This window comes from Microbispora sp. NBC_01389 (assembly GCF_045040095.1).
GTDB lineage: Bacteria > Actinomycetota > Actinomycetes > Streptosporangiales > Streptosporangiaceae > Microbispora.
The window spans coordinates 6,602,919-6,628,111 of record NZ_CP109552.1; the positions used below are offsets into that span (position 1 = coordinate 6,602,919).

23 protein-coding genes are annotated in these 25,193 nt (G+C 73.7%); 4 read left to right on the forward strand and 19 right to left on the reverse strand.

Annotation, left to right across the window (positions count from 1 at the left end; genetic code table 11):
- Nucleotides 1–114 precede the first annotated feature (114 nt).
- Nucleotides 115–1,155 (forward strand): LLM class flavin-dependent oxidoreductase, encoded by a 1,041-nt coding sequence (locus tag OG344_RS29140; RefSeq protein WP_405085826.1) that lies wholly within the window; start codon nt 115–117, stop codon nt 1,153–1,155.
- Complete coding sequence (locus tag OG344_RS29145; protein WP_405085827.1) at nt 1,152–2,327, forward strand: LLM class flavin-dependent oxidoreductase; 1,176 nt, start codon at nt 1,152–1,154, stop codon at nt 2,325–2,327. Before OG344_RS29140 ends, OG344_RS29145 begins: the two co-directional genes overlap by 4 nt.
- A 48-nt stretch (nt 2,328–2,375) precedes the next feature.
- Here the strand turns inward: OG344_RS29145 and OG344_RS29150 are convergent, their stop codons facing one another.
- The 13 genes from OG344_RS29150 to OG344_RS29210 all read right to left on the reverse strand — a co-directional run bounded on the left by OG344_RS29150 (nt 2,376) and on the right by OG344_RS29210 (nt 17,437).
- Nucleotides 2,376–3,806, reverse strand: a complete 1,431-nt coding sequence (locus OG344_RS29150; RefSeq protein ID WP_405085828.1) for a serine hydrolase domain-containing protein — start codon at nt 3,804–3,806, stop codon at nt 2,376–2,378.
- A gap of 153 nt (nt 3,807–3,959) precedes the next feature.
- Nucleotides 3,960–4,694: a hypothetical protein gene (locus OG344_RS29155; RefSeq protein ID WP_405085829.1), complete on the reverse strand. Its 735-nt coding sequence runs from the start codon at nt 4,692–4,694 to the stop codon at nt 3,960–3,962.
- 178 nt (nt 4,695–4,872) lie between these two features.
- The gene (locus OG344_RS29160; RefSeq protein ID WP_405085830.1) at nt 4,873–5,952 is read right to left on the reverse strand and encodes an LLM class F420-dependent oxidoreductase; all 1,080 of its coding nucleotides are present in this window, start codon (nt 5,950–5,952) and stop codon (nt 4,873–4,875) included.
- Nucleotides 5,949–6,941, reverse strand: coding sequence for a glutathione S-transferase C-terminal domain-containing protein (locus OG344_RS29165; protein ID WP_405085831.1), 993 nt, complete (start codon nt 6,939–6,941; stop codon nt 5,949–5,951). Before OG344_RS29165 ends, OG344_RS29160 begins: the two co-directional genes overlap by 4 nt.
- Before the next feature lie 54 nt (nt 6,942–6,995).
- A complete protein-coding gene (locus tag OG344_RS29170) occupies nt 6,996–8,153 on the reverse strand; it encodes an NAD(P)/FAD-dependent oxidoreductase (RefSeq protein ID WP_405085832.1) in 1,158 nt (385 codons plus the stop codon).
- The gene (locus OG344_RS29175; RefSeq protein WP_405085833.1) at nt 8,150–9,892 is read right to left on the reverse strand and encodes a dipeptide ABC transporter ATP-binding protein; all 1,743 of its coding nucleotides are present in this window, start codon (nt 9,890–9,892) and stop codon (nt 8,150–8,152) included. Before OG344_RS29175 ends, OG344_RS29170 begins: the two co-directional genes overlap by 4 nt.
- A complete protein-coding gene (locus OG344_RS29180) occupies nt 9,889–10,752 on the reverse strand; it encodes an ABC transporter permease (protein WP_405085834.1) in 864 nt (287 codons plus the stop codon). Before OG344_RS29180 ends, OG344_RS29175 begins: the two co-directional genes overlap by 4 nt.
- Nucleotides 10,753–11,712 (reverse strand): ABC transporter permease, encoded by a 960-nt coding sequence (locus tag OG344_RS29185; protein WP_405085835.1) that lies wholly within the window; start codon nt 11,710–11,712, stop codon nt 10,753–10,755.
- A complete protein-coding gene (locus OG344_RS29190; protein ID WP_405085836.1) occupies nt 11,709–13,358 on the reverse strand; it encodes an ABC transporter substrate-binding protein in 1,650 nt (549 codons plus the stop codon). Before OG344_RS29190 ends, OG344_RS29185 begins: the two co-directional genes overlap by 4 nt.
- 201 nt (nt 13,359–13,559) lie before the next feature.
- The gene (locus OG344_RS29195; RefSeq protein ID WP_405085837.1) at nt 13,560–14,672 is read right to left on the reverse strand and encodes a sensor histidine kinase; all 1,113 of its coding nucleotides are present in this window, start codon (nt 14,670–14,672) and stop codon (nt 13,560–13,562) included.
- Nucleotides 14,665–15,375, reverse strand: coding sequence for a response regulator transcription factor (locus OG344_RS29200; RefSeq protein ID WP_405085838.1), 711 nt, complete (start codon nt 15,373–15,375; stop codon nt 14,665–14,667). The genes OG344_RS29195 and OG344_RS29200 overlap by 8 nt, the downstream gene beginning before the upstream one ends.
- 5 nt (nt 15,376–15,380) lie before the next feature.
- Nucleotides 15,381–16,103, reverse strand: coding sequence for a VanZ family protein (locus tag OG344_RS29205; protein WP_405085839.1), 723 nt, complete (start codon nt 16,101–16,103; stop codon nt 15,381–15,383).
- 89 nt (nt 16,104–16,192) lie between these two features.
- Nucleotides 16,193–17,437: a serine hydrolase domain-containing protein gene (locus OG344_RS29210; protein ID WP_405085840.1), complete on the reverse strand. Its 1,245-nt coding sequence runs from the start codon at nt 17,435–17,437 to the stop codon at nt 16,193–16,195.
- A gap of 310 nt (nt 17,438–17,747) precedes the next feature.
- Here OG344_RS29210 and OG344_RS29215 point away from each other — a divergent pair, with 310 nt between their 5' ends.
- Nucleotides 17,748–18,452, forward strand: coding sequence for a GNAT family N-acetyltransferase (locus OG344_RS29215; protein WP_405085841.1), 705 nt, complete (start codon nt 17,748–17,750; stop codon nt 18,450–18,452).
- A 98-nt stretch (nt 18,453–18,550) separates the two neighbouring features.
- Nucleotides 18,551–19,174, forward strand: coding sequence for a DedA family protein (locus tag OG344_RS29220; RefSeq protein ID WP_405085842.1), 624 nt, complete (start codon nt 18,551–18,553; stop codon nt 19,172–19,174).
- A 116-nt stretch (nt 19,175–19,290) separates the two neighbouring features.
- Here OG344_RS29220 and OG344_RS29225 read toward each other — a convergent pair whose 3' ends face one another.
- The 6 genes from OG344_RS29225 to OG344_RS29250 form a co-directional block, all read right to left on the reverse strand.
- Complete coding sequence (locus OG344_RS29225; RefSeq protein WP_405085843.1) at nt 19,291–20,526, reverse strand: sensor histidine kinase; 1,236 nt, start codon at nt 20,524–20,526, stop codon at nt 19,291–19,293.
- A 124-nt stretch (nt 20,527–20,650) separates the two neighbouring features.
- A complete protein-coding gene (locus OG344_RS29230) occupies nt 20,651–21,838 on the reverse strand; it encodes a molybdopterin-dependent oxidoreductase (RefSeq protein WP_405085844.1) in 1,188 nt (395 codons plus the stop codon).
- A 37-nt stretch (nt 21,839–21,875) separates the two neighbouring features.
- On the reverse strand, nt 21,876–23,192 hold the full coding sequence (locus tag OG344_RS29235) for a lanthionine synthetase LanC family protein (RefSeq protein WP_405085845.1): 1,317 nt from the start codon (nt 23,190–23,192) through the stop codon (nt 21,876–21,878).
- Between the two features lie 75 nt (nt 23,193–23,267).
- Nucleotides 23,268–23,813 carry an NADPH-dependent FMN reductase gene (locus OG344_RS29240; protein ID WP_405085846.1) on the reverse strand — a complete coding sequence of 182 codons (546 nt, stop codon included), beginning with the start codon at nt 23,811–23,813 and terminating at the stop codon, nt 23,268–23,270.
- A gap of 88 nt (nt 23,814–23,901) precedes the next feature.
- Nucleotides 23,902–24,408 (reverse strand): flavin reductase family protein, encoded by a 507-nt coding sequence (locus OG344_RS29245; protein WP_327046460.1) that lies wholly within the window; start codon nt 24,406–24,408, stop codon nt 23,902–23,904.
- 213 nt (nt 24,409–24,621) lie between these two features.
- Nucleotides 24,622–25,062, reverse strand: coding sequence for a hypothetical protein (locus OG344_RS29250; protein ID WP_327046461.1), 441 nt, complete (start codon nt 25,060–25,062; stop codon nt 24,622–24,624).
- Nucleotides 25,063–25,193 lie beyond the last annotated feature (131 nt).

A 25,193-nucleotide genomic window follows, 5' to 3' on the forward strand; every position in this document is an offset into this window, starting at 1 on the left:
CGGCGCCGCCAGCGGCGTCACCGCTCCGGACGGCACCGCTCCGGACGGCACCGCTCCGGACGGCGCCGCGCGGCTCGCCGGCGGGGCGGTGGTCCGGGCGTGAAGTTCCTGGCCATGACACTCGGGTTCCACCTGCCGCATCCGCTGACCGGCGAGATCAAGTCTCCGGCGGAGCGCTTCCGCGAGATCGTGGCGAGCGCGGTGCTCGCCGAGGAACTGGGCTTCGACGGGTTCGCCTTCGGTGAACGGCACGAGCGGCCGTTCCTGTCCTCGTCCCCGCCCGTGGTGCTGAGCCACGTCGCGGCGCTGACCCGCCGGATCAGGTTGTTCACCGCCGTGACCACGCTCAGCCTGCTCGACCCGGTCCGGGCGTTCGAGGACTACTCGACCCTCGACCACCTGTCCGGCGGGCGCCTGGAGCTGATGATCGGCAAGGGCAACGGCACCGCCCAGGCGGAGCTGTTCCACGTCACCGGCGCGGACCAGTGGGACCGCAACCGCGAGGGCTACGAGCTGTTCCGGCGGCTCTGGCGGGAGGACCGGGTGACCTGGTCGGGCCGCTTCCGGCCGCCGCTGGCCGACGCCGAGGTGCTCCCCCGGCCGCTCCAGCGGCCGGTGCGGGTCTGGCACGGCAGCGCCACCAGCAGGGAGTCGGTGGACCTCGCCGCCCACTACGGCGACCCCCTCTTCTCCGCCAACGTCACCAACCCCGTCGAGCCGTACGCGGAACTGGTGCGGTACTACCGGGAGCGGTGGGAGCACTACGGCCACGACCCGGCCGGCGCGCTGGTGGGAGCGGGCAGCGCCGGCTACTACGCCACGCCGCGGTCGCAGGACGCCGTCGAGACCTACCGGCCGATCTTCGACGCCCGGGTGGCGTTCCTGGAGAAGCGGGGGCTCGACCCGGTGTTCCACACGCTGGAGGACGCCGTCGAGCGCAGTTCCATCCTCGTCGGCAGCCCCCAGCAGATCATCGACAAGGCGCACCGCTATCACGAGCGGCTCGGCCACGAGGTGCTGCACGTGCAGGCGGAGGCCGACGGGCTGACGGGCGCGCAGCACCGGGCGTCGCTCGAACTGTTCCAGAGCGACATCGCCCCCGTCCTGCGCGCGCAGATCCCCAGCAGGCCGTTCCCCACCGGAGGACCCGCATGACCCGCCTGTCCGTTCTCGACCTCGCTCCGATCTCCTCCGGAGCCACCGCGCGGGACGCCCTGCGCAACACCGTCGACCTCGCCCGCCGGGCGGAGGACGCCGGATACCACCGCTACTGGCTGGCCGAGCACCACCTCACTCCCGGCGTGGCGAGCTCCGCGCCCGCGGTCCTCATCGGCGCCGTGGCCGCGGCCACCCGCCGCATCCGGGTCGGCTCCGGTGCGGTCCAGCTCGGCCACCAGACCCCGCTCACCGTGGTGGAGCATTTCGGCACCCTCGACGCGCTGCACCCCGGCCGCATCGACCTCGGACTCGGCCGCTCCGGCCAGCGCGCCCGGGAGCTGCTCGCCACCCCGCCCGAGCCGGCCGGCCCCCGGCCTGCCGGCCCCGCACTCACCGGCTCCCAGCCCGCGGGCCCGCCCGCCACGGAGGCGCGGACGGTCAGGGGCCTGCTGATCCCGCCGCCGTTCTCGTTCGCCTCGCTCGCCAGGCACCCGCTCTTCGCCCTGGCCGGGGCGCTGCTGCAGCAGCCCGGCGCGCGGACGCCCGACTTCGCCGTCCAGGTCGACGAGATCATCGCGCTGCTCGCCGGCCGCTACCGGTCCGACGAGGGGCACGAGGCGCACGCCCAGCCCGGGGAGGGCGCCGAGGTGGAGCTGTGGGTCCTCGGCAGCAGCGGCGGCCAGAGCGCGCAGGTCGCGGCGGAGCGCGGGCTGCCCTTCGCGGCGAACTACCACGTGAGCCCGGCCACCGTGCTGGAGGCGGTCGAGTCCTACCGCGACGCCTTCAAGCCGTCCCGGGACTACCCCGAGCCGCACGTCATGGTGTCCGCCGACGTCCTGGTCGCGCCCACCGAGGAGGAGGCCCGCCGCGTGGGCGAGCCGTACGGGCTGTGGGTGCGCAGCATCCGGTCCGGCGGGGGCGCCGTCCGGTACCCCTCTCCCGAGGAGGCGTACGCGCACGAGTGGACCGAGGAGGACCAGGCCCTCGTCGCGGACCGGGTGGACACCCGGTTCGCGGGCACCCCCGAGAAGGTGGTGGAGGGGCTGCGCGTGCTCAAGGAGGCGACCGGCGCCGACGAGCTCCTGGTGACCACGATCACGCACGACCACGCCGACCGCGTCCGCTCCCAGGACCTCCTCGCCGAGGCGTGGTCGGACGCCGGAATCTGAGCACCGGATCGCCTGGCGCGCCCTGGGTGACGTGGAGCCCGGCGTCGCCTACGCGACGTCGGGCCGTGTCATCAGCGGCGACCGCAGGTGCGTCACCAGATCGGGGCTGGTCAGGGGCACGATGTTCCACGTCGCCACCGCCGTCCCCGCGCCGGCGTCGACCACCAGCCGGACCCGGTGCGGGGTGGTGACGACATGGAGCTCGGCGACGAAGGTGCCGCCCTGCCAGGCGCCGGTCGCGACGACAGGGCGGCCGAGCGGCGAACTCTCCCGCCATTCGCCGTGGCCGGCCTCGACGTCGAGGAACGACCCGAGTCGCAGGAGCCATCCACCGTGCACGGGATCGACGGTCACCGGGGTTCCGCCGGGGAGAGCCGAACCCTCGGCGGAGGCGTCGAGCCTCGCCGTGACGGAACGCCCCGGAGCCGCCGAACCCGGCACCGGCGCGAGTGACAGCCGCCGCAGCCGATCGGCGAGGATCTCGTCGTCGCGGGTGCTTCCCGCGTGGTCCGTGCCGGGCAGCAGGCACTCCCATATCGCGTCGAGCACTGTCTGCGCCTGCGTATGAGCGCCGGTCACGGCGACCACGAGATCGTGCGACGGGACGACCACGCACTGCTGGCCGAAGGAGCCGTCACCGTGGAAACCGTGACGCGACACCCAGAACTGATAACCGTAACCGCACAGGTAGTCGGCGTCCCCTGATCCGTCCTCGGACGGCAGGGTGCCGATGTGCCGCCGGGTCGCGAGCTCCACCCACTCGCGCGGGACGAGCCGCCGGTCGCCCCAGAGGCCTCCGCGCAGCAGCAGCTCACCGAAGGCGGCGACGGCCTCGGTCGTGAGGTGCAGTCCGTGGAACCCGAAGGCGGCGCCGCTCGCCACCCGGTCCCATTCGGCGTGGTCGACGCCCATCGGCTCGAAGAGGCGCTCGTCGAGCAGGTCCGGGAGGCTGCGGCCCATGACCTGTTCCACCATCCGGGCCAGGACGAAGGTGGTCGGATTGTCGTAGGCGTGCCGTGTTCCCTCGGCCTCGGGAAACGGCACACGCAGGAAGCCCTTCACCAGGTCGCCCGGTTCCAGTTCCCAGGCCTCGGCGAGGCTGTCCGTACGGTGTCCGGCCGTCATGGACAGCAGGTGGTGAACGGTGAGGCGGCGTCCCTGTTCCGAGATGCCGGCCGGAACGTGGTCGGGTAACACGTCCACCACCCGATCGTCCAGCGAGAGCAGCCCGTCGGCGATGGCGAGCCCCACGGCGACCGAGGTGAACGACTTGGTCAGCGAGTAAAGAAGGTGGGGGCGTCCGGCCGAGTACGGCGCCCACCAGCCTTCGGCGACGACGTGACCGTGGCGTACGACCATGAGGGAGTGGCACTCGACGGATCGTGCTTCGAGCCGGTCCAGCAGCGCGGCGATCGAACGGGACGACATCCCCGAGGCGGCCAGTGCCGAGCGCGGCAGTAGGGTGCGCTGAGAGGGCATCCGGGCACCCTAACAAAGGCGAAACGCGTCTGGTACGAGCGGAAGGACCGGACGCGCCGGGCGGGCGTTTCTACTCCCTGCCGTGACCCCGGCCCCGAAGTTCTTGGGCCCCCGCCACGGCGGGGGCCGATCGGATTCTCGTGCCGTCGGGTGTCAGTAGCTGAGGACGACGCAGCCGTTGCGGCCGGGGTTGCCGGGAGCGGCGGAGTAAAAGCCGCCGCTTCCGCCGCTTCCGCCGGCGCCGGTCTCGGCGGGGCAGGCGCTGGACACCCCGGCCGAGGCCGCGCCTCCGGCGCCTCCCTGGTCCGATGTGCTGGAGGTGCCGGCCCGGCCGTTGGTGAGGGTGCGGTTACTGCCGTTGCACCCGGAGGCTCCGAATACGTCACCTCCCGGGCCGCCGGTGCCGCCGCCGTATTTGTTGGCCGGCTCACCGCCGCGACCGCCCTCGGCACCGGCTCCACCGTCGGGGCGGGTGATGGACGAGTTCGCTCCGGGGGTGGTGCTTCCGCCGAAAGCGGCGCCGGCGCCGCCGGCTCCGACGGTGAGGGTCAGCGTGTTGCCGGGGAAGACGGCCAGGGTGCACGATACTGTGGCGCCGCTGCCTGCACCGCCGCCCCCCCATGCGCCTTCGGTCTCGTTTCCGGGGAAGGCGGAGCCGCCACCGCCCCCGGCCCCGGTCACGACCACCCTGATCTCGGACACGCCTTGGGGAACGGTGAAGGTGTAGGTGCCTGGTGTGCTGTAGGACTTCGTGGTCTGGGCGTGGGCGGGGGCGGCCATGGCCAGCAGTAGTCCGGCCGCCGCTGCGACGCCCCCGATGCCTCTGCCGGCACGACCGACGAGGTGGCCGGTTCCGGTGGAATCAGGTTGGGAGGTAGGGGTGTGCATGCGCTCTCCTGTATGCGTACGTAACGGATGTGGCGTTTGCGCCAACCCAGCATGTGACTACCTAGTGTATTCATACGACTACCCCTTGAGGCGGAGCCGGCGAATGATCGGCAGGCAAGCAGGGGCGGGTTGGAGACGAAAGGTAACGGCAGCGGCCACGCGCGCGACGTCCGAAGGATCAGCTCCGTCCCGGGCCCGCCTGGTCCTGCGGGACGCGCAGGGCGGCCAGCACCTCCGGCAGCGCGCCGGGGGCCGCGTCCAGCTCGGGGGTCGGGGTGATGTGGAGCTCGACCGCGGTGACGCCGGGGTGCAGGTACCGCGCGATGTGGGCGCGGCACTCCTCCGGTGAGCCGTGCACCCACAGCTCGTCCACGACCGAGTCCGGGAGCGCCTCGGCCGCGCCCCGCCGGTCCCCCGCGTCCCAGGCCGCCCGCGACGCGGCCAGCGCGTCGCCCCGGCCGAGCCAGTCGTGGAACGCTCGGTAGGGTGGCTGGTTGAGGATCCAGCCGAGGAAGGCGCGTCCGGCCGCCCTGGCGTACGCCGCGTCGTCCGTCGGCGTCACGAAGATCTTGACGACCAGTTCCTGCCCGTCGGCGGGCGGCCCGGCGGCATCGACGATTCTCGGCACCTCGTGGGCGGCCAGCACGTTGGTGATCGCGCCGTCCCCCTCGGTGAAGGCCAGCTTCAGCATGCCGGGCCGCAACGCGCCCACGATGACCTTCGGCCGCACCGGGGGACGCCGCCGGAGCTCGAAGTCGATCGAGAAGGTCTCGTACGTCTCCACGACGTGCTCCCCGTCGAAGGCCCGGCGCAGGAACCGCAGCAGGTCCCGCACGTGCGCGTACGGCCGGCCGTGCGGGCGGCCGTTCAGCGCCGTGACGTGGGCGGGGACGGACGAGCCGATGCCGAGCAGCACCTCGGCCTGGCCCAGCTCGGCCATGGAGGCGGCCGTCTGGGCGAGCACGCCGGGGCCGCGGGTCTGGGCCGGCAGCACCCCCGTGCCCGCCCGCAGCCCCGGCGACCAGGCCAGTGCCGCGGTCAGCGCGGTGAGGCCGTCGTAACCGCCGCCCTCCCCGGTCCACACGTCGCCGTAGCCCAGGGAGGGCAGCGCCTCGACGATCTCCCTGTGCCGGTGCAGCCCGAGCCCCGCCAGCGGCAGCGTGACCCCCCAGCGCACCGCGCCCGCCGGCGGGGTGCCCCCGGTGCCTCCGGACTCCCCGCCGTCGTCGTCCCCGGACGCCTCACGGGGGATGCTCACACGTGCTCCCAGGCGAGCGCCTCGCGGCCGTGCGGCTCGTGCCAGTCCGCCTCGTGCGGCGCGACCTCGATCCGCACCGGACCGTCACCGGAGGGGGCGGGCCTGCCGGGGACCCGGAACGCGGCGAAGTCGGTGGTCTCGCGGAACGCCGGGATGCCGTACAGGTCCCTGGCGTACGCCCAGAGGTTGGGATAGCCGGTCAACGGCCGCTCGCTGATCCCGGCCAGCGGGTTGTGCAGCAGGTCGAACCGGGCCAGCACCACCCACAGCTGCACGTCGGACTCGGTGAGGCGGTCGCCGAACAGGTACCGCCGGCCGGCCAGGCGGGCGTCGAGCCGGTCCAGCGCGGCGGTCACCTGCTCGCGCCTCCGCTCGTACTCCTCCTGCGACGAGGCCCTGGCGACGAGGTTCACTCCCTGGCTGACGTCCCGGGCGATCTCCTCGTCCAGCGCCTCGATCTCGTCGCGCAGGTCCGCCGGGTAGAGGTCCAGGCCCGAGCCGGCCCACTCGGCGAACGCGGTGCCGAGATCGAAGGGGATCACGGCGTAGTCGTTGCCGACGATCCGGTTCGTCCGCCGGTCCCACACCACCGGCACCGAGATGTGGCCCGGGTATCCGGGCTCGGTGGCGTCGTAGGCCTCGGACAGGAGCGTGAAGCCGCTGACCGGGTCGGGGCCGCGCCGCTCGCGGAACGCCCAGCCGCGCGCGTCCCGGTCGTCGTCCACGTACGACAGCGACACGACGTCCCGCAGCCCGGCGAGGTCGCGCACGATGGCGGCGCGCTGCGCCCACGGGCAGGTGTAGGAGACGTACAGGTGATAACGGCCGGGCTCGGCCGGATGCTCGCCGGATCCGTCTCCGGTGATCCGGCCCTGGAACGGATAGAGAGGTCCCGGCCGGTCGGTCCGGCCCGGTCCGTACGGGCCGTGGGCGGCGACGTCGGCGGGGCTCGCGTACGCGGGTGCCTGGGTGGGCGCGTGGGTGGTCATGGGGTCTGTCTCCTTGTCGATCTGGGGCAGTCGATCTCGGGCGGTCCGTGGACGTCAGCCGAGGATCCTGGCCGTGCCGAACCCGGCGGCCAGCTTCGCGCCGGTGGCGAAGCGGCCGGGGCCGAAGGCGGCGAGGCGAGGATCGGGGTCGCCCAGCAGCAGCCGGGCGACGTGGTCGCCCCAGGCGGGCGCGAGCTTGAAGCCGTGGCCGCTGGTGCCGGCGTCGACGTAGACGTGCTCGCCGACCCGGCCCGTGACCGGCTGCCAGTCGGGGCTCACGTCGTACAGCGAGGCCCAGCCGCCGGTCACCCGGGCGCGACGGCGGGCCGCGGAGCGTACGCCGGAGGCCGCGGCGAGCGCCTCCAGCTCGCCCGAACGCGGGCCGGGGACGTCGTCGGGGCCGGCGGCGGACGCCGGGACGACCCCGCCGGTGAGGTACTGCGTGCGGGGCTGCGGGGTGGTGTAGTAACCGCCGGGCAGGTCGATCAGGACGTGCGGCACGAGCCCACCGGCGTCGGCGGGGTCGTGCTCGGAGACCGCCACGACGTGCCGCTCCACGGTCAGCGGCAGGTCCACGCCGAGCGGCCGCAGCAGGGCGGCGGTCCACGGCCCGGCGGCCACGAGGAGCCGCCCGGCCCGGTGGACCTCGCCGTCGGAGGTGGTCACCGCCGCCCCGTGGCTCTCCTCGGCGAGCGCGACGACCGGGCGGTGCGGGTGGAACACCGCGCCGTGCCGCCGCGCCGCCGCGGCCAGCCCGACCGTCGCCGCGTACGGGTCGGCGTACCCGGCGTCCGCCTCCCAGACGGCGACGGCGACGCCGTCGAGGTCCAGGCCGGGCAGCCGGGCGGGCAGCGCCTCCGCGCCGACCAGTTCGCCGCGGACGCCGAGCTCGCCGAGCCGCGCGGCGGTGCCGGCCGCCGCCTCGACGTCGCCGGGCCCGTGGAGGTAGAACGCGCCGGTCCGGCGGAACCCCGACTGGTGCCCGCCGGTGCGCTCCTCGAAGCCGGCGAGGAACGCGATGCCGTCGCGTGCCGTCTCCGCCAGGAACGGGTCGGTGTAGTAGGCCCGGCAGATGCCGCCCGACCGGCCGGTGGGGCCGCCCGAGACCGGGCCCCGGTCGAACACGGCGACGGACACGCCGCGCCGGGCGAGGTGGAACGCGGCGGCCGCGCCATGCACGCCCGCCCCGACGATCGCGATGTCGTACGTCATGCCACGGCCTCCCGGTCGTACGCCCGATGATCGAGCCGGGCTGCCTGGTCCGGCTGCGGGGGCTGGGTCGGCTGCGGGGGCTGGTCCGGCTGCGGGGGCTGGTCCGGCCGGGGTGTCCGGTCCAGCCGGGGGATCGCTGCCAGGAGTTCCCGCGTGTACGGCGCGGCCGGCTCGGTGAAGATCGTGCGGACGTCGCCGGACTCCACCACCCGGCCGTCCTTCATCACCAGCACCCGGTCGCTGACGTGGTGGATCACGCCGAGGTCGTGGGAGATGAACAGGTAGGCCACGCCGAGCTCGGCCTGCAGGTCGGCGAGCAGGTCGAGCACCTGCGCCTGGATCGACACGTCCAGCGCGGAGACCGGCTCGTCGCAGACGATCACCTGGGGCCGGGGGGCCAGCGCCCGGGCGATCGCGACCCGCTGCCGCTGCCCGCCCGACAGGCGCAGCGGCCTGCGGTCGAGGATCGACGCGTCCAGGCCGACCTGCGCGAGCAGCTCGACGGCCCGGTCGCGCCGGGTGCGGCGCGGCTCGCCGCCGACGGCGAGCGCCTCGCCGAGGATCCGCCGTACGGTGAAGCGGGGGTCGAAGGAGCTCAGCGGGTCCTGGTAGATCACCTGGATGTGCCGCCGCAGCGCGCGGCGCCCGGCGGAGCCGAGGCCCCGCCAGGACCTCCCGTCGATCTCCACCTCGCCCGCGTCGGGTTCCACCAGCCCCAGCACCAGGCGGGCCGTCGTGGTCTTGCCCGAGCCCGACTCGCCGACGAGCCCGAGCGTCTCCCCCGCCCGCAGCTCGAACGACACCCCGTCGACGGCCGCCCGGCGCAGCCCGTCCGGCCCCGCGAACGACCTGGCCAGCCCGGTCGCCCTGACCACCACCTCGCCGGGCGGCACGGCCGGCGACGGAGGCGGCGCCGAGCCGTCCTCGCGCACGGTGAGGCGGGTGCCCCGGCCGTGCTCGGAGGGCACCGCGGCCAGCAGCCCCCGGGTGTAGGCGTGCCGGGGGGCGCCCAGCACCTCCGCGGTGGCGCCCTCCTCGACGACCACGCCGTCCTTCATCACCAGCACCCGGTCGGCCAGCTCGGCCACCACGGCGAGGTCGTGGCTGATCAGCAGCAGCCCCGCCCCGGCCCGGCGGCGCCCGGCCAGCAGCCGCAGGATCTGCGCCTGCACGGTGACGTCCAGGGCGGTGGTCGGCTCGTCGGCGATCAGCAGCCGGGGCTCGCAGGCGACCGCCGAGGCGATCAGCGCCCGCTGCCGCAGCCCGCCGGACAGCTGGTGCGGATACTGCGCGGCCCGCAGCTCGGGCTCCGGCACCCCCGCCTCGCGCAGCAGTTCGATCACCCGCCGCCGCACGTCCGCGCGCGGCACGGTCCGGTGCAGCCGCAGCGACTCGGCGATCTCCTTGCCGACCGGGCGCAGCGGGTCGAGCGAGACCAGCGCGTCCTGCAGGACGTAGCCGGCCTCGCCGCCACGCACCGCCCGCCACTGCCGTTCGCCGTACGCCGTGACGTCGCGGCCGGCCACGACGAGCGACCGGGCGGTGACCTCGGCGCCGGAGCCGGTCAGCCCGATCAGCGTGCGGGCGGTGACGCTCTTGCCCGAGCCCGACTCCCCCACGATGGCGACGCACTCGCCCGGGCGCACGGTGAAGGAGATCGAGCGGACGGCTTGGACCTGGCCGAACGAGACCCGCAGATCGGACACCTCGACGATCGGGGCGACCCGTTGTTCGGTCACGACAGTCTCCCTTCGACGCGCCGCTGCAGGTGGCGGCCGACGACCGTGACGGAAAGGACGGTGAGCGTGATGGCGAGCCCCGGGAAGACCGCGACCCACCAGGCGACGGAGAAGTAGTCGCGCCCGGCCGACAGCATCGCCCCCCACTCGGGCGCGGGCGGCTTCGGGCCGAGGCCGAGGAAGCTCAGCGACGACGCCGCGACCAGCGCGGTGCCCACCTCGATCGTGGCCACCACCAGCAGCGGCGCGAACGCGTTGGGCAGCACGTGCCGCGTGATGATCCCGGCCCTGGTCAGGCCGAGCGATACGGCCGCCTCGACGTACCCCGACCTGCGGATGACCATGGTCTGGGCGCGGACCAGGCGCGCGTACCCCGGCAGCGTGTAGGCGGCGATGGCGAACACCGCGTTGAGCGTGCCCGGGCCGACGACGGCGATCACCAGCAGGGCCAGCAGCAGTCCCGGCAGCGAGAGCAGGACGTCCACGAGGCGCATGGCGGCCTCGTCGAGCACCCGGCCGCCGAGCGCGGCCAGCAGCCCGACGAGGGTGCCGCCGGTCACCGCGATGGCGGTGGCGGCCAGCCCGGCCAGCACCGACGGCCTCGTGCCGTACACGATCCGGGTGAACATGTCGCGCCCGTTGGCGTCGGTGCCGAGCGGGTGCCCGCCGCCCGGCGGCCGGAGCGCCGCGACGGCGTCGGCGAGGTCGGGCGAGCCGTGCGCGACGAGGCCGGGCGCCACCGCGACCACGGTCACGGCCAGCAGAAACGCCGCGGCGGCCCAGACGCCGGCCCGCGGCGCCCGCCGCCGCCGTCCGCGCCCCACCACCACGGCGGGTGCGGCAAGGGTGGACGTGGTCACTCAGGCACCTCGCAGACGCGGGTCGATAGCCAGGTAGAGCAGGTCGAGCAGGATGTTGATGACGACGTAGAGCAGCGAGGCGATCAGCACCACGCCCATCACGACCGGCAGGTCCTTGTTGCCGACCGCCGCGAGGGTCAGCCGCCCGATGCCCTGCCGGGAGAAGACCGACTCGATGATCACGGCCCCGCCGAACAGGAAGCTGACCATCCACCCGGCCAGGGTGACCGTGGGCAGCAGTGCGTGCCGCAGCGCGTGCCGCAGCCGCACGCCCAGATCGGACATGCCGCGCGAGCGGGCGGTGAGCACGAACGGCTCCTCCAGCGTGAGCTCCAGGCCCTCGCGCAGCACCTGGCTGAGCGTCGCGACGACCGGGATCGCCATCGCGACGGACGGCAGGACCAGGCTCTCCGGCCCGTCCCCGCCGGTGGCGGGGAAGATCCCCAGCCCGAACGAGAAGACGGTGAGCAGCAGGATCCCGGCCCAGAACGACGGGATGGAGATGCCGACCAGCTCGATGCCGGAGAACACCGCCCGCGCCCACCGGCGGCCCGCCGTCAGCACCGCGACCGTGACCGAGACCACGACCGCCAGGACGAACGACGCGAGCATGAGCTGGACGGACGACCCGACCTGCTCCCCGATCGCCGAGGCGACCGACTGGTGCAGCTGGTACGACTGGCCCAGGTCGCCGTGCAGCACCCGGCCCAGGTAGGCGGCGTACTGGGCGGGCAGCGGCCGGTCCAGCCCGTAGTCGGCGATGATCCGGGCGCGGACCTCGGGCGTGACGGTGCTGCTGCCGATGAGCAGGTCGACGACGTTGCCCGGGGTGAGGTGGAGGCCGGCGAACGCGACCGTCACCGCGCCCCACAGCACCAGGACGGACGTGCCCAGCCGCACCAGCACCGGGCGGACCACCCGGGCGCGGGCCCGGGTGGCCGGTACGGCAACGGCGGTCATGCCTGCTCGACCCAGGCGTCGTAGAAGGTCGGGTACGCCTGCGGCTCCCAGCCGATGCCGTGCGCCTTCTTCCCGGCCCCGAGCAGGTAGTTGAACACGTACACCGGGAAGACCGCGGCCTCGTCGGTGACCCGCTGCTGCACCTTGGCGTACAGCTCGGCCCGCCTGGCCTGGTCGGTCGTGTCCAGCGCCCCGCTCAGCCAGCCGTCGACGTCCTTGTCGGACAGGCGGGCGGCGTTCTGCCCGAACTTGGCGGCCGTGGGGATGGCGGAGGTGTCGAACAGGTTGCGCAGGGTGTCGCCGTCGGCGCGCTGCCAGCTGAAGTCGACGAGGTCGTAGTCGCCCTTGGGATACTTCTCCAGCCATTCGTTGACGGTGCCGGAGACGAACTGCACGTCGAAGCCGATCTTCTTGGCCTCGGCCTGGATCTGCTCGGCCAGCGTGTCGCGCTGCTCACGGGCGAACGACTTGAGGAACGCCCAGCGGATCGTCAGCCGCCTGCCGTCCTTGGTCCGGTAACCCTCGGCGTCCTTCCCCGGCCAGCCGGCCTCGTCCAGCAGCCGGGCGGCCGCCGCGGGGTCGTACGTCGTCTTTCCTTCGAGCGTCTTGTCGTACCCGTCGGTCGACGGGGAGATGGGGCCCGCGGCGGGCTGGAACGCTCCGAAGTAGAGGTTCCGGACGATCGTCGCGAAGTCGATGCCGTCGCGGAACGCCTGGCGGACGCGCTTGTCGGCGAACGGCCCGGAGGTCGTGTTCGGGTAGTAGTTGTAGTTGCCGCCCGGCGCCTGCCGCGTGGTGACGGTCAGCCGGGAGTCGGCCCGCACCTGCTTGACGTTCACCGGCGGCACGCTGGCGATCCCGTCGACCTGCCCGCTGGTGAGCGCGCCGAGCCGGACCGAGTCCTCGGTGATGACCTTGATCTCCAGCTTGTCCAGGTAGGTCTCGCCGGTGTGCCCGGCGCCCTCCGGCGCCCAGTCGTAGCCGGGGTTGCGGTGGTAGGTGATGCCCTTCTGCACCACGTACTCGTCGATCACGAACGGCCCGGACCCGACGACCTTCTTGCACAGCGCGTCCTGCGGCTGCTTGAGCGACTTGGGCGACTCGATGCCGAAGTACGCCGTGGCCAGGGCGGACAGGAACGGCGAGTACGGCCTGCCGAAGTGGACCCGCACCGTGTGCGCGTCGACGACCTCGCTCCCCTTGTACGGCTCGATGTAGCCCGCGGCGAGCTGCGACTTGGTCGCCGGGTTGACGATGTGGTCCAGGTTGGCCTTGACCGCCTCGGCGTCGAAGGCCGTGCCGTCGGAGAACCTGACGCCGTCGCGCAGGGTGAACGTGTAGGTCTTCTGGTCCGGCGAGACGGTCCACTTGGTGGCCAGCCAGGGGTGGATCCTCCCCTCGGCGTCCAGGGACACGAGCGAGTCCAGCGCGGGCCGGGTGAACAGTCCGGCCACGTCGGCGGGGCTCTGGTGGGGGTCGAGGCAGGTGGAGGGCTCGGTGTTGACGGCGAACGTCAGCGTGCCGCCCTTGACCGGCCCGGCGGGCGCCTTGCCCGCCGCGGTGTCCTTGCCCGTCGTGCCGCAGGCGGCGAGGGCGAGGACCCCCAGGAGCGAGACGCCGATGGATAAGCGCGTGTTCGTGGACATCGGGGGGAGAGCCTTTCGGTGCTTCGAACGGGACGGCGGATCAGACGGGACGGCGGAGTGGGGAGGCGGCGCGTCCCGGTCCGTGCCCGCCCGAAACCCCCCCGGGGAAAAACCTGTAAACAAAGTAGGAAAACTCGGATAATCTGTCAACACGCTTCCGCCGGGGATTCCGCCCTTCGCCGGCCCACCCGCCGACGACTCCTACGGCGCGCCGGGAAGCCGTACGGTGACGAGGAGACCACCGTCCGGGCCGGGGGCGAGATCGAGCGTCCCGTTGTGGGCGCGGACGACGCTGTGCACGATGGCCAGGCCGAGACCGGCGCCGGCGTGCTCGTCGGTGCGGACGCGTTCCGTTCCGCGCTGGAAGGGCTCGGTGAGGGTCGGTATCAGCTCCGGCGGGAGCGGGCGGCCCGTGTTCTCGACCCGCAGCAGGCTGGTGCCGCCGTACGCCTCGGTGTGGACCGTCACGGTGCCGCCGGCGGGGAGGTTGTGGACGATCGCGTTCTGGACGAGATTCGTCACCATCCGGGCCAGGAGCTCGGCGGAGCCGTCGGTCCGGGCCGCTCCGCCGGTGACGTTCAGCGTGATCCGGCGGTGTTCGGCGAGGGGAAGCAGCGTTTCGGCGGCCTCCTCGGCGGCGAGGGAGAGGTCGACGCTCTCACGGGCGAAGTCGCCGCGGTCGCCGCGGCTGAGCAGCAGGAGGGCCGCGGTGAGGTCGATCGCCCGCTGGTTGACGGTGTGCAGGCGGTCGAGGAGTTCGTCCCGGTCCCGTGTCGGGTCCCGGCGGGCGACGTCGAGGAGCGTACGCGAGATCGCCAGCGGTGTGCGCAGTTCGTGGGAGGCGTTCGCGGCGAACCTCCGCTGCTCGGCGACGTGGGACTCGAGCCGGTCGAGCATCGAGTCGAACGCGTCGGAGAGCTCCCGGAACTCGTCCCGGCGGCCCTTCATGCGGATCCGGTGGGACAGCGACCCGTTCGCGGTCGTCCGGGCCGCGTCCGTGATCCGGGTGAGCGGTGCGAGCATCCGGCCGGCCAGGATCCATCCGCCCAGCAGGCCGAACGCCAGCAGAAAGGCCAGCGCCTCGGCCGCCCGGGGGACGAAGGCGCGCTGGAGGTCGGTGCGGTTGGGGATGAACCGCAGCGGCGCCGCCCCGGGCGGGCCGCCCCTCGGCCCGGTGCCGAGCGCGCCGTCGGGCACGTAACGCAGCAGGAACACCCACACCACGGCCAGCAGGAGAGCGCCGGCGAGCAGGAGGAACCCGGCGTAGCTGAGGGTGAGTTTCAGCCGGGTGCTGAGCCCCGGGCGCCTATCCATGCGTGCTGCCGGGCCCCGTCCCCGTGGCGGTGCCGGTGCCGATGCCGGTGTCGATCCGATAGCCGACACCGGGCACCGTGGCGATGACCCAGGGTTCGCCGAGCCGTTTGCGCAGTGCGGAGACGGTGATGCGCACGGCGTTGGTGAGGGGGTTGGCGTTCTCGTCCCAGGCCCGTTCCAGCAGCTCCTCGGCGCTGACGATCCCGCCCTCGGCGGCGACGAGGACCTCCAGCACGGCGAACTGCTTGCGGGTGAGCGCGACGTAGCGCTCGCCGCGGAAGACCTCCCGGCGGAAGGGGTCGAGCCGCAGGCCCGCGATCTCGCGAACCGGGGGCCGGGCGTACGCCCGTCTGCGGTCGAGCGCCCGCAGCCGCAGGACGAGCTCCCGGAGCTCGAACGGTTTGGTGAGGTAGTCGTCGGCGCCGAGCCCGAACCCGGAGGCCTTGTCGTCGATCCGGTCGGCGGCGGTGAGCATGAGGATCGGGATGCCGCTGCCGGAGGCGACGATGCGCCGGGCGACCTCGTCGCCGGAGGGGCCGGGAATGTCGCGGTCGAGGATCGCGATGTCGTAGGAGTTGACGCCGAGCAGTTCCAGGGCCGAATCGCCGTCGCCGGCGATGTCGGCGGCGATCGCCTCCAGCCGCAGACCCTCCCGGACGGCTTCGGCCAGGTAGGGCTCGTCCTCCACGATCAGCACGCGCATGTGGCTCAGTCTGCCCGTGCCCGCACCCCTGCCGGCACCGGCACCGGGCGGGGCCGGTCCGGCGGCGCCTCCGCCGCGGCGTGCCACCAGCGGCGCGACGCCAGCCCGAAGAGCACGGCGCCGGCGGCGTTGACCAGCACGTCGTCCACCGACGACACCCGGTCGAGCCGCAGGACGTACTGCAGGGTCTCGACCACGGCCGAGCAGCCCGCGCCGAGCGCCAGGATCCGCGGCACGGACGCCAGCGCCGCGAACCGCAGCGGCGCGAAGAACCCCAGCGCCGCGAAGATCAGCAGGTTGCCGCCGATCCCGATCGGCCCCATCGTGACCAGGTCCCGCAGCGGGATCAGGCTCACCCGGCCGGGGACGACGCCGGCCCCTGGGCCCGGCATCAAAGTGATCCATACGAACGGCGCCGTCCCGTAGACCATCCCCACCTCGGCCAGCGACCTCCGCCACGCCGAGGCGACGCCGGCGGCCCGCCGCGGGAGCGTCAGGCCCCACGTCACCAGGGCGGCCGCCGGCAGCCCTGCCAGCATCATGAGCAGCACGCCGTTCTCCGTGTCGAGGCAGCCGTGCCACCGCCCGGCCAGGCATGCCGGGGCGGCCATCGTGAGCGGCCGCCGCACGGCGAACACGGCGCCCGCCAGGGCGAGGATCGCCAGGCCGGCGAGCACGATCCGGCGCGTGCGGCGGGGTGGTGCTGAGGGGGCTGCGCGGTGGTCCATGCCCCCATTGAAGACGGAGGGCCGTTGCGGGGGCGTATGCGATTCCGCATACGCCCGCGATACGCCGGACGCCGGCGTCGTCCGGCGCCTCAGCCGCCCGTGCCGCCGCCGGGCGAGGCCCCGGTGACGGCCCGCAGTTCCTGTCCGATGATGTCCACCAGCGGCGCGCTGTCGTGGTTGGTGAGGATGACGCCGGCCCAGCCGGTGTCGGGGTAGATGCTCCAGTTGGCGCCGACACCGGGGTTGCCGCCGGAGCGCTGGTACGCCCACTGGCCCTCGACGATGTCGGTCGCGATCCCGTACGCGGCGAACGACGCCTGCCCGTGGGGGGCCTTGGCCGCGGTGAGCACGTCGGCCCAGGGCCGGTCCAGCACCGTGCCGTCGCTCAGCGCCCGCGCGAACCGGACCAGATCCGGCGCGGTGGCGAAGCCGCCGTCGCCGGGGGCGTCGACGAAGGCGCGGCCCGGGTTCTTGCCCAGGATGTACGGATATGGGCTGCCCTTGTCCAGGTTGGTGAGGGCGTCCACGACGCCGCCGCCGGCCACCTCCATGTACGGGTGCGCGATGTTCCCGCCGGTGAGCCACTGCGGCCTGGTGTGGAACGCCGAGCCGGTCATGCCGCAGCGCCGGAAGATGTGCTTCTGGACGTAGTCCCAGTAGGTCATGCCGGACACCGCCTCCACGATCAGCGCGGGGACGGTGGCCTCCGCCTCCTGGTGGCCGGTGCTGGGCAGGCCCGGGACGCCGGTCAGCCGAGCCTGCCGGACCCGTCGCTCGTGATACTCGTGCACCTCGGCCCGGCTCTGGAAGACGCGTTGCACGTCCTCCTTCGGCATGTCCAGCCCGGAGGTGCCGGACAGCAGGTGGTGGATGGTCACCCGGTCGGCGATGTCCTCGGCGAAGCCCGTCAGGTGGGTGCCCACCGTGTCCGTCAGCTTCAGCCTGCCCTGCTGGGCGAGCTGCAGGACGGCCACCGCGTGGAACGGCTTGCCCGCCGAGCTGAGGGCGAACGCCGTGTCCTCCCGGTTGCGGATCTTCCGCTTCTGGTCGGCCATGCCGTGGCTACGGGACAGCACCGTCCGGCCCCGGTGCGACAGCAGCACCACACCGGAGAATCTTCCCTCGGCGGCGAGCCGCGCCACGTACCGGTCGTAGGCCCCGCCGGGCAGGGTGTCCGGCGGGATCCGGTCGCCCCGGTCGCCCCCGGGACGATCCGGCCGGGGCGGCGTGGCCGATCTCGGCGCTCCCCCTGCCGCCACCACACCGGCGGCCGCCAGCCCGCTCCACTTGACCAGCTGCCGCCGGCCGACATCACGTAACGAATCCGAGTCCATGCACACGGTCCTTTTCCGGTCGGGAACCGGCGCTCACAGCAAGCGCCGAGGATCGCGTCCCACTGAAGAGGCCAGGCCGTTGCGGCGGCGTATGCGTTTCCCGATACGTTCGCGATACGCCCCCTCGTCCCCGCGCCGCCGCGCGAGTACGCGACACTGGGCGGGATATACCGTCAAGACCTACATGTTTAGTTGGTTATACTTCAGACGTACGGACGACGGGAGGTCCGATGGTGAAGGCAGACCTGTCCCCCCATCAGCACGGCTCGGCAGGCACCGGACGGGGCGGAGTGACGCGGGGTGAGGCACGATGACAGGCACTTTGAGCGCCGGGCACCCCCTCGACAACCCTGCCTGGGCGTCGCTGACCGGCCCCCACGCCCACCTGGCCGAACGGCACGGCAACGCGTTGCGCTACCCCGCCGACGTCTCCCCCTTCCACACCCTGCCCGACGATCCCGGCCCCGGCGACTGGAACGACCTCGCCGTGCTCGCCGGGCCCGGCGCGACGATCCCGGTCACCGGCGTCACCCCTCCCGACGGGTGGGAGGTGGTGGCGCACGGCGCCGGCGTGCAGCTGGTCGGCGACGACGTGGTCCCGGCGTGGGACGACGAAGCCGTCCGCCTGGGGGCGGCCGACGTGCCGGACGTGCTGGACCTCGTGGAGCGCACCCAGCCCGGCCCGTTCCGGCCGCGCACCATCGAGCTCGGCGTCTACCTGGGCATCCGCCGGCGCGGCGCGCTGGTCGCGATGGCCGGGGAACGGCTGCACCCGCCCGGCTGGACGGAGATCAGCGCGGTCTGCACCGACCCGGCCTTCCGGCGGCAGAGTCTGGCGGCCCGGCTGGTGCTGGCCGTCGCCGCCGGTATCCGCGCCCGCGGCGAGATCCCGTTCCTGCACGCCGCCGAGAGCAACGTCGACGCCATCCGCCTCTACGAGACGCTCGGCTTCCGCCTCCGCCGCCGGACGACCTTCACCGCCGTCCGCGTGCCCGCCGACGTGCCGGTCGGCTGAGAACCGTACGGCGGGCGGCGGCGCCTCGCCGGGGCACGGGCGGAGACCGGTCCGGGTGCGCCGCCGTGTGACGATGTCCGGGGGGACCTGGAGGACACGTGGATGCGATCGTCAACTGGCTTTCGGGCCTGTCGGGCATCGTGGTCTACGTGGTCGTGGCCGCTCTGGTCTTCGCCGAGGACGCGCTTTTCGTGGGGTTCGTGATCCCGGGTGAGACGGCCGTCGTGCTGGGCGGCGTGCTGGCCGGCCAGGACCGGCTCTCGGTGTGGTGGCTCGCGCTCGTGGCGGTGCTGGCCGCCGTCTCGGGCGACAGCGTGGGCTACGCCATCGGCCGGCGCATCGGCTCCGGCCTCCTGGACACGCGTCCGCTGCGCAGCCGCCGGGAGCGGGTGGAGCGGGCCCGGGAGATGGTGCGCCGATGGGGGCCCCAGGCGGTGTTCCTCGGCCGGTTCGTGGCGTTCCTGCGTGCCCTGATACCGACCCTGGCCGGGGCCGCGCGAATGGAGTATCGGCGGTTCCTGCTGTTCAACATGCTGGGCGGGGTGCTCTGGGGAGTCGGATACACCCTCCTGGGCTACTTCGCCGGGACGGCGTACCGGCAGGTGGAGTCGGCCGTCGGCGGGGTGGCCGCGGCCGTCGTCGCCGCGGCCGTCGTGATCGCCCTGGTCGTGTGGCGCGTCCGCGCGCACAGGAAGGCCGCGGGGAGATCCCCTCGCTCGTGAAGCCCGCCGGAGACGACGGCGGGCTCGGCGGGCAGGCCCGCCCCGTGAACGGCCCAGCGTGACGACCGGGCCATGTGGCCGTCCGCGTGACCGGGCCGTAGAGTCGGCACGCGCGATCAGCCGCGGACGCTCCGCTTCGCGGGAAGGGCGGCGTCCTTTCCGCAGGCGCCTAGCGGGAGCCGGGCCGCGAGGACGAAGCCGCCGCCGGGTGCCGGTCCCGCGGTGAGGCTGCCGCCCAGCAGGGCGACGCGCTCCCTGATGCCGGTGAGCCCGTAGCCCGCGCCGCGCAGCCGCGGCGTCCTGGCCGCCTTCTGCCCGCCGGGATCCGCGGCGCTCGCCGTGCCGCCCACTGCGCCGCCCGCAATGCCGCCCGCCGTGCCGCCCACTGCGCCGCCCGCGGTCTGGCTCACGATGCGGCTCGCGGTGCCGCCCGCGGTGTTGACCACGGAGATGTGCACGTGGTCGCGCTCGATCATGCCGGTGATCTGGACGTCGGAATCGGGGGCGTGCCTGCGCACGTTGTTCAGCCCTTCCTGGACGAGCCGGTAGCACACGTGCGTCACCTCCGGCGGCAACACTCCCGGGGGGAGGTCGAGCCGGACGTCGACCCGCAGCCCGGCGGCCCTCGCCTCCTCGGCCAGGCGGGCGACCGCCTCGGCCGCCTCCACCACCGGCACGCCCTCCCGGCGGAGCATGGTGAGCAGCTGGCGCAGCTCGCCGAGCGCCTCGACGCCCTTGTCCTCGATCCCCTCGGCGAGATCGGGGATGTCGGCGGGGTCCACCGGATCGCGGATGAGGCCCGCGTTGAGGACCATGCCGGTGACCGCGTGCGTCACGGTGTCGTGCAACTCCCGGGCGATCCTGCGCCGCTCCTCCAGGACGGCCGACTCCTCGCGCTCGCGCACCCCGGCTTTCAGCTCCCGGAACCGCCGCCGGTGGTCGTACACCCAGGTGCCGACCAGCGCGGGCAGGTAGACGAGCGTCAGCGCGCGCACCACGCTCAGGTAGAAGATCCGGTCCGTGTAGGGGTTCTCGTAGTCGACCACGAGGTACACCGCCATGAGCGCCAGCGCCACGTACGTCCACGAGCGCGTGCGGTGCTCCGCCGTCAGCGAGAAGACGGCGAGGACCATCGGCACCGTCTGGCCGATGAGGCAGGCGCAGACCACACTGGCGACGATCGCCGGCCAGGGGGTGCGACGCCGCAGCAGCATGGTCGCGGCGGTGGCCGATCCGACGCCGAGCTCCACCGGTGGGGACACGCCGTGCCACAGCGAGAAGGAGTGACCTATCACCGTCGTCGGGATCGTGAACGCGATGACGGCGGCGGCGAGCAGCAGGTCGACCAGCACCTCGCCATGTGACGTGCGAATCTTTGCCAGCTTTGGCAACATATGCGCACATTTGCCCGTTTGCGCGGACCTCTATGCCCGTCGTTTGTAGATCTTCAGGCGGACCCGTGCCCGCCGTCGCCGATCAGGTCACGACGACCGGGTGGCGCACCACCGCGTCGAACGCGTATCCGAGCCGGTTGGACGTGGCCCGCTCCGGCTGCCCGGCGCCCGTCTCGTCCACCGCCCGGGCCAGCAGCCCCGCCGCGCCCGCGCCGAGCGGCGTCCAGCGGAAGGTCCACCTGACCCACCCGCGCGGGCTGCTGTCGCCGTGCAGGTGCGCGGGCCGCCATGACACGCCGTCGTCGTCGCTGACGTCCACCCGGACCACGCGGCCGTTGCCGGACCACGACCGGCCGTGCAGCAGGTGGCCGTGCCCCGCGCGGAGGCGGGCCGGCCAGGGCAGCTCGAAGGCGCTCTTCACGCCCATCCGGGTCAGCGGGGGACCTCCCCCGGGCGGGTGGCCGGGGCCGTGCATGCGGTAGAGGCGGCTGCTCCACGGCGACTCCAGCGGCTCGGCCGACACCTCGACGTCGCCCAGCCACTTGGTCCAGGCGATCCCGGCCCACCCCGGCACGGCCAGCCGCGCCGGGAAGCCGTGGTCGGGCGGCAGTGGCCGCCCGTTCATCTCGTACGCCACCAGGACGTCGCCCAGCGCTTTCGTCACAGGCAGCGGGCGGCGCACCCGGCCGAGGTTCTCGCCGCCCTCCACGTAGTCGGGGTCGAGCCCGCGCGGCATCAGCGCCACCGCGCGGGCGGTCATCCCCGCCCTGCCGAGCAGCGCCGCGAACGGCACGCCCCGCCAGCGCGCCACCCCCACCGCCCCCAGCCTCCAGGGGGTGCCGGACACCTCCTCGCCCTGCTGCTCCCCGTACAGGCTCCGGCCGTTGCCCGCGCACTCGACGAACGCCGTCACCTCCTCGGCCGGCATGGCGAGCAGGTCGCGGTAGGTGAACGAGACCGGGCCGCCGCGCAGCCCGCTCCCCCAGAGGGTGAGCCGCCACGAGCCCGCGTCGATCAGGGGCGTCGACGTGTGGTTGCGGACGAAGAACAGCCGGTCGGGCGTCAGGTCGCCCTCGCCCCGCAGTGCCTCCCACCGCGTCTCCGCGTTGGTGCCGTGTACGGCGAACAGGCGGGCCGGCAGCGGCTTCCGGATGCCGGGCGGCGACACGGGGAGTGGGGGCGGCTCCCCCTCTCCGGGCACCCGGCGGCCCGTCTTCCGGCCCGTCTCGCGGTCGTCCGTCGTGGTCGTGGTCGTGAAACGTGGGTCCACACGCCACCTCCGCGCTGTCGGTGCCTCGGACACTCCACTAGCTCGCCGGTCTCCGCAGGGCGACGGCCGGCAGGGGGATGGGCGGAAACGGGTTGTCGGGCAGCAGGATGACCCGGCGCGGCCGGTCCGCCTGCCCCGCCGCGTCGAGGTGCAGCAGCGCCGCCCCGATCCCCGCCGCCCCCGTCAGGTAGCCCGTGTCGGCCGACACCTCGCCGGGACGCTGCCGCCGGTACGCCTGGTACCAGCGGTATCCCCGGCCGTCGTAACCCGTAGCCCTGCCGATCAGATGGTCGGCGAGCCTGCGGGCGAACTCCAGGTGCTCCTGCTCCCCCGTCACCGCCCACAGGCCGACGTACAGCTCGATCAGCCCGGCGGTGCCGCAGCACTGGCAGGCGACGTTCCACAGGCCCGCCGTCTGGCGGAAGGACGCGCCCGACTCCCCGACTCCGGCGGCGAGCCGCCTCACCCAGTCGAGCTCGCCGCTGTCGCCGGTCACGCGGTAGAGCTCGTAGAACATGCGCGCCACTCCGGCGGACCCCGAGCAGTAGCCCAGATAGTCGCCGATCACCGCGCCGTGCCCCGTCGCCACGCACGCGGCCCTGACGACGCCCGCACCGCGGTGGGCCGCGTCGAGGAACGACCGGTCACCCGTCGCGGCGTACAGGCGGGCGAGCAGGAAGGCCGTTCCGGCCGCACCGGTCAGGAAGCCCGGCGCCGCCGCCTCGCCGGGAAGGACGGGGCAGGTCGCGGTCTCCTCGCGGGCGCCGGCCAGCCGCGCGATCCGCCGGCCGGCCTCGACCGCCATCTCCTCGTAGGCGGGCACGCCGAGCGCGGTGGCGGCGCGCAGCAGCCCGAGGACGACGCCGCCGTCGCCCCGCAGGGTGGGATCCCCCGACCAGCCGATCCCGCCGCCGTCGAACGCGCGGGCGCTCCGCACGATCCGGTCGGCGACCGCGACCGCTGTGGCCTCGAACCGCTCCTCGCCGAGCGCCCAGCCGGCCTCGGTCAGCGCGAGCACGGCGCCCGCCAGGCCGTGGTGGAGCGACATGTCCCCCTGCTCGGGACACGTCGCGGCGAGATAGCGGGCCCCGGCGCGGGCGTCCTCCAGGTAGGCCTCGTGCCCGGTTCCGGCGGCGAGCTCCAGGAAGAACAGCACGATCCCGGCCGCCCCGGAGTGCAGGGACACCGGCCCGCCCGCCGTCGCCGGCCTGCCGTACGGGTCGGGGTTGGCCCTCCACCGCCTTCCGCGCTCGTCGTCCACGGCGGCCGCGCGGATCCACCGTCCCGCCATGATGGCCGCCGTCAGCGGAGTCTCTGCCCGCTCACCCCGGGAGCGGATCGGGTCCCTGCCCATGGGCTTGACTATCCCACAAACCCAGTAGGTAATACCAACTTTTGAGGTGATCGTCACGGCCACCGGCCCGGCTCGTCACGCCGTGACCTTGCCCTGCGCCGCCGGGACCGGTGTGGTCACCTGCGCGATCACCTGCGGGGCGACCCGGTCGGCCCAGCCGCCGAGGACCCGGTCGAGTTCGGGGATCTCGGACTCCCGCAGCGCCAGGCCGGGGGTGGGCACCAGCGCGCCCAGCTCGACCAGCACGGGGCGCAGGTGCAGCTCGACCGCCAGCGCGTGGCGGGCGTCGCCCATGACCAGCAGCGGCAGGGCCACCGTCCCGGTGAGCGCGCCACCCGGGAGCCGGTCGAGGAACGCCTTGAGCAGCCCGGTGTAGGTGGCCTTGTAGGTGGGGCTCGCGACCACGAGCACGCTTGATCCCGCGACCAGTTCCAGCGCCACCTCCACGCTCGGCGAAGGGCCGGGGGTGAACAGGTGCGGGCCGAGCGCGGACAGGTCCACGACCTCGGGCGGCGCGGCGTGCCCGATCCGCGATCCCAGCGCCTCGGCCGCCGCCACCGCAGCGAGACGCGTACGGGAACCGCCGCGCGGATTGCCGACCAGTGCCACAAGAGAGCTCATGACGCCGCTCCGCGGGCGTCCGGACGCGAGTTGCCGTAGATCATGGGTGATCCTCCCGAGAAGAAGGGGGCCCGGAGCCCCGAGGCGATCACGAGTGCTCGACGAACCGGCCGAAGCGGCCCTGGTGATAGAGGAGAGGACGCCGCGGCCCGTGCAGATCGGCCTGGGTGACCAGGCCGACGACGAGGATGTGGTCGCCCATCCCGACCCGTTCGTACGGCAGGCAGATCAGGTGCGCGGAGACGTCCTCCAGCAGCGGCGCCCCGAGCGGCCCGGCACGCCACCGGGTCGGCTCGGCGAAACGGTCGGCGCCCTTCCGGGCGAACCGGGCGGCGACCTCGGCCTGGTCGCTGGTCAGCACGTTCACCGCGAAGTGGTCCGCCTCGCGCAGCGAGGGCCAGGTGGTGGACGCCCGGTCCACATAGAAGGAGACGAGGGGCGGGTCCAGGCTCACCGAGGAGAACGAGGTGGCGGTCAGGCCCACCGGAACTCCCCCGCTCTGCGCTGTGATCACTACGACGCCCGCGGCGTGCACCGCGAGCGCGCTCCTGAAGCCGTCGGCGTTCAGAGCGGGGCCGGGCAGAGTCTCCGTCATGGGACCTCCGTGCGTGTCCACCGCTGCCCAGGAACCCCCCGTCGCGTGGGCGGAGCAGCGGCATTTCCTACTAAATTAGTCTGTTTACTCGGTTTTGGGAAGTGCCGTCACGCCGTGGCAGGTGGGGCCGGACAGCCGACCGGCGCCGGGCCACGCGAGTACGCGTGGCCCGGCGCCGGTCGTAGGGAGAGCTGGAGGAGGGAGATCCGGGGGTCAGGAGTCGTGCCGGCCGGGGGCGCTGATCGGGTTGACGCTCCATCCGCTGACGTCGTCGGCCCGGATGCGCCAGGTCGCTCCCGGGCCCTGCGGCAGATGGTCTCCGGTCACCGTGAAGGCGTCGACGAGGTGCAGGTAGGCCGGGAGTTCCGGCTCCGGAGCGCTCCCGCCGGCGAGGGAGGCGGCGGCATGGCGCTCACGGCGCTCCCTCGCCTGCTCGCCGACGGGTGTGAAGAAGTCCTCGAGTCCCTTCCCCTCGCCGTTCCCGGCGCGTGATCGGCGGATCTGCGCGACGACCACGGCGGCGTACTCCTCGGCGGAGACGAGGACGCCGGTGATGACCGCGCCGTTCACGGCGAGGGTGACGCTCATCTGTCCCCTGGTCGTGTCGACGGCGAACACCAGGGCCTGCAGGACGGGGTCTGCTGCGACGTTCATGCAACGCTGAGTGCCCCCGGGGCGACCGGACATGCCTCGTCGTCCCGAGTGCCCGCCGGCGCGCCGGGCCCGGTGCGCCGGCGGGGTGCGTCGGCGGGGTGCGTCGGCGGGGTGCGATCACCCGCGAGGCG

Bases quoted from the DNA above. Each gene is read 5' to 3' on its own strand.
- OG344_RS29250 (WP_327046461.1), bottom strand. From the start codon at position 25,062: ATGAACGTCGCAGCAGACCCCGTCCTGCAGGCCCTGGTGTTCGCCGTC.
- OG344_RS29215 (WP_405085841.1), top strand. From the start codon at position 17,748: ATGACAGGCACTTTGAGCGCCGGGCACCCCCTCGACAACCCTGCCTGG.
- OG344_RS29235 (WP_405085845.1), bottom strand. From the start codon at position 23,192: ATGGGCAGGGACCCGATCCGCTCCCGGGGTGAGCGGGCAGAGACTCCG.
- OG344_RS29170 (WP_405085832.1), bottom strand. From the start codon at position 8,153: ATGACGTACGACATCGCGATCGTCGGGGCGGGCGTGCATGGCGCGGCC.
- OG344_RS29185 (WP_405085835.1), bottom strand. From the start codon at position 11,712: ATGACCGCCGTTGCCGTACCGGCCACCCGGGCCCGCGCCCGGGTGGTC.
- OG344_RS29210 (WP_405085840.1), bottom strand. From the start codon at position 17,437: ATGGACTCGGATTCGTTACGTGATGTCGGCCGGCGGCAGCTGGTCAAG.
- OG344_RS29165 (WP_405085831.1), bottom strand. From the start codon at position 6,941: ATGACCACCCACGCGCCCACCCAGGCACCCGCGTACGCGAGCCCCGCC.
- OG344_RS29195 (WP_405085837.1), bottom strand. From the start codon at position 14,672: ATGGATAGGCGCCCGGGGCTCAGCACCCGGCTGAAACTCACCCTCAGC.
- OG344_RS29190 (WP_405085836.1), bottom strand. From the start codon at position 13,358: ATGTCCACGAACACGCGCTTATCCATCGGCGTCTCGCTCCTGGGGGTC.
- OG344_RS29200 (WP_405085838.1), bottom strand. From the start codon at position 15,375: ATGCGCGTGCTGATCGTGGAGGACGAGCCCTACCTGGCCGAAGCCGTC.
- OG344_RS29240 (WP_405085846.1), bottom strand. From the start codon at position 23,813: ATGAGCTCTCTTGTGGCACTGGTCGGCAATCCGCGCGGCGGTTCCCGT.
- OG344_RS29245 (WP_327046460.1), bottom strand. From the start codon at position 24,408: ATGACGGAGACTCTGCCCGGCCCCGCTCTGAACGCCGACGGCTTCAGG.
- OG344_RS29140 (WP_405085826.1), top strand. From the start codon at position 115: ATGACACTCGGGTTCCACCTGCCGCATCCGCTGACCGGCGAGATCAAG.
- OG344_RS29155 (WP_405085829.1), bottom strand. From the start codon at position 4,694: ATGCACACCCCTACCTCCCAACCTGATTCCACCGGAACCGGCCACCTC.
- OG344_RS29205 (WP_405085839.1), bottom strand. From the start codon at position 16,103: ATGGACCACCGCGCAGCCCCCTCAGCACCACCCCGCCGCACGCGCCGG.
- OG344_RS29145 (WP_405085827.1), top strand. From the start codon at position 1,152: ATGACCCGCCTGTCCGTTCTCGACCTCGCTCCGATCTCCTCCGGAGCC.
- OG344_RS29150 (WP_405085828.1), bottom strand. From the start codon at position 3,806: ATGCCCTCTCAGCGCACCCTACTGCCGCGCTCGGCACTGGCCGCCTCG.